This is a genomic window from Romboutsia timonensis, from assembly GCF_900106845.1.
Classification (GTDB): domain Bacteria; phylum Bacillota; class Clostridia; order Peptostreptococcales; family Peptostreptococcaceae; genus Romboutsia; species Romboutsia timonensis.
Genome location: NZ_LT629851.1, coordinates 1 through 5,951 on the forward strand (window position 1 = coordinate 1; position 5,951 = coordinate 5,951).

3 protein-coding genes and 1 rRNA gene are annotated in these 5,951 nt (G+C 28.3%); all 4 read right to left on the reverse strand.

The window, feature by feature from the left end; translation table 11 throughout:
* Positions 1-152 precede the first annotated feature (152 nt).
* The 4 genes from BN7997_RS13915 to rrf all read right to left on the reverse strand — a co-directional run bounded on the left by BN7997_RS13915 (position 153) and on the right by rrf (position 5,893).
* A complete protein-coding gene (locus BN7997_RS13915) occupies positions 153-2,594 on the reverse strand; it encodes an ATP-dependent Clp protease ATP-binding subunit (protein ID WP_071121447.1) in 2,442 nt (813 codons plus the stop codon).
* A gap of 62 nt (positions 2,595-2,656) precedes the next feature.
* On the reverse strand, positions 2,657-3,127 hold the full coding sequence (locus BN7997_RS13920) for a CtsR family transcriptional regulator (RefSeq protein ID WP_071121448.1): 471 nt from the start codon (positions 3,125-3,127) through the stop codon (positions 2,657-2,659).
* 252 nt (positions 3,128-3,379) lie between these two features.
* Complete coding sequence (locus BN7997_RS13925; RefSeq protein ID WP_071121449.1) at positions 3,380-5,314, reverse strand: elongation factor G; 1,935 nt, start codon at positions 5,312-5,314, stop codon at positions 3,380-3,382.
* Between the two features lie 462 nt (positions 5,315-5,776).
* Positions 5,777-5,893 (reverse strand): 5S ribosomal RNA (gene rrf, locus BN7997_RS13930).
* Positions 5,894-5,951: the final 58 nt, after the last annotated feature.

The window sequence follows — 5,951 nt, forward strand, 5'->3', positions numbered from 1 at the left end:
AAAATGATTTTTTAAAATTATATTTATAATTTTACTTTTTTTATATCTTCTACACTTATTCATATCACTATTATACAGAAGTTTTCCACAGGTTTAAATGTAATATAATGTCCTTGTAAGTAAAAAATGAGGAGTTTCCTCCTCATTTAATTTTATAGCACTTTACATTTATATACTATTTTATTATCTTCAATTTCAGCAACAACACTACTGCCTTTTTTTATATCACCTTTTAGTATTGCCTCAGATAATGTATCCTCTAATTCTTTCTGTATGGCTCTTTTTAAAGGTCTTGCCCCATACTCTAAGTCCATACCTTCCTGAGCTATTAGTTTTACAGCTTCTTCACTCATTTTCAAATCTATATTTAAACTTTTTAATCTTTCAATTACTTCTCTTGTCATTAATTTTACTATTTCATATATATGATACTCTTCTAACGGATGGAATACTATTATGTCATCTATTCTGTTTAAAAACTCTGGCTTAAACTTTTGCTTTAATTCTCCCATTATACTTTCTTTCATTTTATCATATTGATCTTTTGTCTCTTCTTCTTTATCTTTATTTGTACCAAATCCTAATACTTGATGATTCTTCTTATTAATTTTAGTAGCTCCAACATTAGATGTCATTATTAATATTGTATTTTTAAAGTCAACCATACGACCTTTTGAATCTGTTAATCTACCATCATCTAATATTTGTAGTAATATATTAAATACATCGTCATGAGCTTTTTCTATTTCATCAAATAAAACAACAGAATAAGGATTTCTTCTTACTTTTTCTGTTAATTGACCACCTTCATTATATCCTACATATCCTGGAGGTGAACCTATTAATTTAGATACTGCATGTTTTTCCATATATTCAGACATATCTATTCTTATTATTTGATTTTCATCACCAAATTGAACTTCTGCTAAAGCTTTACATAGTTCTGTTTTTCCAACTCCAGTTGGTCCTAAAAATAAAAATGAACCTATTGGTCTTTTAGGGTCTTTAAGACCTGCTCTAGATCTTCTTATTGCTCTAGAGATAGATTTTACTGCCTGATCTTGACCTACTACTCTACCATGCAATATTTCTTCTAAGTTTAGTAATCTTTCTGCTTCTTCTTCAACTATTTTATTAACTGGTACCCCAGTCCAAAGTTCCACAACCTCAGCGATTATTTCTTTATCTACTATACCTATATATGATTTTTTAGGTATTTCAATATTTACTATACCCTGACTTGATTTTGTACTTATATCTAAGTCTATATTCTTTCCAATATCTCTATTTAATTCATCATTTATTTCTTTACTTAAAATATATTTTTCTGAATTTAGTATGTTCTTTTGTGAATTAATCTCTCTTAATCTTACTCTAGATGCTGACTCATCAATTAAATCTATTGCTTTATCTGGTAAAAATCTATCAGTTATATATCTTATAGATAAATCTACTGCTGCTACTATGGCTTCATCTGTTATTTTTACATTATGATGAGATTCATATTTTTCTCTCAACCCTTCTAGTATCTTTATAGTTTCTTCCTTTGTTGGTTCTGTTATTAAAACTGGTTGAAATCTTCTTTCTAAAGCAGAATCTTTCTCTATATGCTTTCTATACTCATCTATTGTTGTAGCCCCTATAATCTGTATATCTCCTCTTGATAGTACTGGCTTTAATATATTAGATGCATCTATCGTACTTTCTCCAGTTGATCCTGCACCAATTATTGTGTGTAACTCATCTATAAATAAAATTATATTTCCATTCTTAACTACTTCATCTACAACTTGCTTTATTCTCTCTTCAAATTCACCTCTATATTTTGCCCCTGCTAACATAGATCCCATATCTAAAGTGTATAAAACTTTTCCAATAAGATTATCTGGAACATTTCCACTTGCAATATTTGCAGCCAATCCTTCTGCAACAGATGTCTTTCCAACACCTGGATCTCCAATAAATACTGGATTATTTTTTGTTCTTCTACTTAATATTTGTATAGCTCTTTCTATCTCTTTTTCTCTTCCTATTACAGGATCAATTTTATTTTGGCTTGCAACTAGAGTTAAATTTTTTCCATACTTATCTAATATCTTTGAAGATGTTTGTGTTCTAGTTGGATAATTAGGCTTACTCTCTTTATTTGTTGTAACACTATCTAATCCAACAGTATCAATAATTAACTCAACTATAGATTTATCATCTATACCTGCTTCTTTTAATATATTAACTGCTAAATTTTCTCCCTGTTGAAGTATACCTAGTAATATATGCTCAGTCTCTATATACTCAGATTTAAATTTATCTGCAAATATACCTGAAATTTCTAATATCTCTTCACTTCTAGGGCTTAGTACTAAATCTATTGGCATTATAGGTATAATACCTTTTTTCTCTATTATTTTCCCCTCTATATACTTAGGTGTTATGCCTAATTTTAATAATACCCTAGATGCTACACCATCGCCTTCTTTTGATAAACCTAATAATAAATGTTCACTATCAACTCTATTATGACCAAATTCTCTAGCACATTCTAAACTAAGCTCTATAACTTTTTTAGACTTCTGTGTAAATCTACTAAAATACATACTCTCTCACTCCTTTTAGTTTATCCGTATTTTGTATATTCTGTATTTTATATATTAAATTCTTAAGCACTTTCATCTATATGTAATAAGCCAATTACTATATTTTGTAATATATTTGCTCTTAATTTATCTTTAAGTTCTGAAATAGGTATACATAACACCTTATCTTCTATTGAATATAATATTATCTTACTTTCTCTTTCTGTAAGTATATTGATTTTTTCTAGTGATTTTATGACTTCTTTAGCTGCATTATAAGTTATCTCTTCACCAATCCTTTCATATATTAAGGATTTTATATATTTCTTTTTATCTGAGCTTATCTTGGTAATCTGTACATATCCACCTCCACCTTTTTTGCTATCTATATAATAACCTCTGTCTATTGTAAATCTTGTCATTAATACATAATTTATTTGAGATGGTGCACAGTTAAATAAATTTGCTAACTCGTTACGCTTAATTTGTATGCTATTGCTATTGTTCATTAACTCATTTATGAAAATTTCAATTTTATCAGTTATCGAGGCCATATACATCACCACTCAATCATATAAATTTGACTTACTTTGACTATCGACTAATATCATTTATATGATTTTTTTCAGTAAAATTTACACTATAAAAATTTATTTTTTTATAAAATTTATATAATATATGCTTATGTTAAGTATTATTAATTATACTTAATAAATTTTATCTCAAGTATTATATTAACTTCTTTTAAGTTTATGCCTTAAATCGAAAAAGGGGTTATCGTGAATTTTGATGACCCCTTTTATTATTTATCTATTGTTATTAGCTTGAGCTATTATTTTTTGTGCTATTTGATAAGGAACTTCATCATATTTCTCAATTTCCATTTCAAAATATCCTCTACCTTGTGTCATAGATCTTAAATCTATGGCATATTTAAAGGTTTCAGCTTGAGGTGCCTGTGCATAGATTACTTGTTTTCCTTTGCCTGATGGTTCCATACCTAATATTTTCCCTCTTCTTTTATTTATATCGCCCATAACATCGCCCATATACTCCTCAGGTATTGTTATTTTTAAGCTCATTATAGGCTCTAATAAAACTGGTTGCGCTTCTTCCATACCTTTTCTAAAGGCTAAACTAGCTGCCATTTTAAATGCCATCTCTGATGAATCAACATCATGATATGAACCATCATAAAGAGTAGCCTTTATATTGGTAACTGGAAATCCTGCTAGTACTCCTTTTAACATAGAATCCTTTAAACCTTTTTCTACTGCTGGTATATACTGTTTAGGTACAGATCCTCCAAAGATTTCTTCTGTAAATTCAAAATCCTTCTTACTTCTTTCAAATTTTATTTTTACATCTCCATATTGACCGTGACCACCTGATTGTTTTTTATGTTTTCCTTGAACATCAGACTTTCCTTTTACAGTTTCTCTATATGCAACTTTAAGGTCTTCTAAATTAACATCTACGCCAAATTTTTCTTTCATCTTATCTTTTACAATATTTATATGAAGCTCACCTTGCCCCCCTATAAGAGCCTGTTTTGTTTCTGAATTTCTATACCAATCTATAGTTGGGTCTTCATCTGCTATCTTATTTAAAGTAGCACTTACTTTTTCTTCATCTCCTTTATCTTTTGGAGTTATTGCAAAATATATTTGAGGTTTAGGGAATTGAATTGCTGGCATAGCTTCATCATCTTTTTTTAATGATATAGTATCTCCTGTTTGTAAGCTATTAGACTTTGTTACTATAACTATATCTCCACACTTAGCCTTGTTAATTTCTACTAATTCTTTATTTTTCATAGTATATAAATTAGATATTTTTTCTTTACTTGATTTATTTATATTAAATACTTCATCATCTTTTTTTATTTCACCTTGAGTAACTTTTAGATATGATATCTTGCCAATGAATGGATCTACTACTGTTTTAAATACAAACCCTTTGAATGTACTATCTTTATCTAAGTATTTAGGCTCTAAATATTTAGATACTGTATCTAATATTTCTGTAGTACCTATATTGTTTAACGTGGAACCACAGATTACTGGTATTATATCCCCTCTTTGTATACCTATAGTCAGTCCTTTCTGTATATCTTGCGCATCTAATTCTTCTCCACTAAAATACTTATCTAGTATATCATCATCAGTTTCTGCTATAAGTTCCATTAGAGCTTCTTTTACACTCATAGCTTCATCTTTGAACTCACCATCTAATTCATCTATATTCTCAAATATATTATGTAGCTTCACAAATTTTTTATCTTTATATATAGGTATTATCATAGGCACTATTTTATTTCCATATTGCTCTCTTAACATTTCTAATGTATCTTTATATCTTGATTTTTCATTATCTATTTTATTTATAAACATTATCTTAGGAACATCTTCAGTTAATTCTAAAGACTTTTCTGTACCAACTTGAATATCTGTAGTAGCATCTATTACAATTATAGCTGCATCGCTTGCAGTAAGAGATGATATAACTTCACCACAAAAATCAAAATATCCAGGAGTATCTAATAAATTATATTTGTAGTTATTGTATTCAACTGGTACTAATCCTAAAGTATAAGTCATGTTAACTTTATCATTTTGCTTTGATATTTTATTTGTAAGATTTGAAGTGTAAGCTATTGCTTCTATTAGATTTGTCTTTCCACATCCACTATGACCTAGTACTGCTATATTTCTTAACATATTACTATCATAAACTTTCATATAAGCACCTACCCTTTTAAAATATAAATATTTATTAAAATACTCCTTTGTTTTGCGGGGTTTACTATCTATCATGATGTGTTTTTATGAGAGATGTTATAGACTATCTTTTCTCTTTGTATAAAATATGTAAATTTTATTAATTATATACTAATTATATAAATCAAATTATGTATACAATAATTTAGATATTCTGTTTTTAGATTAATAAAATAGTTCTATAAAATATTTAAATAACCTGTTGTGCTAATTTTTTACTAAGCGTATTGAATTTGCCAAGTAAATTTTTGGGATATTAAAATATATGTTGCTTGATTCTAGTTTTTATATGATTTTAATCTCTAGAATAAATAAATCTATTATTAATACTCTTATATTCATGAGCATCTAATACTTTATTATACATAAAAAAGCTAGAAGATATATCCCTTCTAGCTTTAAATATATAAAATAAAAAAGATTACGTGGCTACGTGCTACTCTCCCAGGCGGTTGCCCACCAAGTACCATCGCCGCTAAAGAGCTTAACTTCTGTGTTCGGTATGGGAACAGGTGTATCCTCTTTGCTATAATAACCACATAATCTTATTTAAATTGGAGCGGGTGAAGGGGATCGAACCCTCACAGCCGGCTTGGAA

What these genes read in the sequence shown, in the direction of transcription:
- BN7997_RS13925 (WP_071121449.1), bottom strand. Translation starts at nt 5,314, where the DNA reads ATGAAAGTTTATGATAGTAATATGTTAAGAAATATAGCAGTACTAGGT.
- BN7997_RS13915 (WP_071121447.1), bottom strand. Translation starts at nt 2,594, where the DNA reads ATGTATTTTAGTAGATTTACACAGAAGTCTAAAAAAGTTATAGAGCTT.
- BN7997_RS13920 (WP_071121448.1), bottom strand. Translation starts at nt 3,127, where the DNA reads ATGGCCTCGATAACTGATAAAATTGAAATTTTCATAAATGAGTTAATG.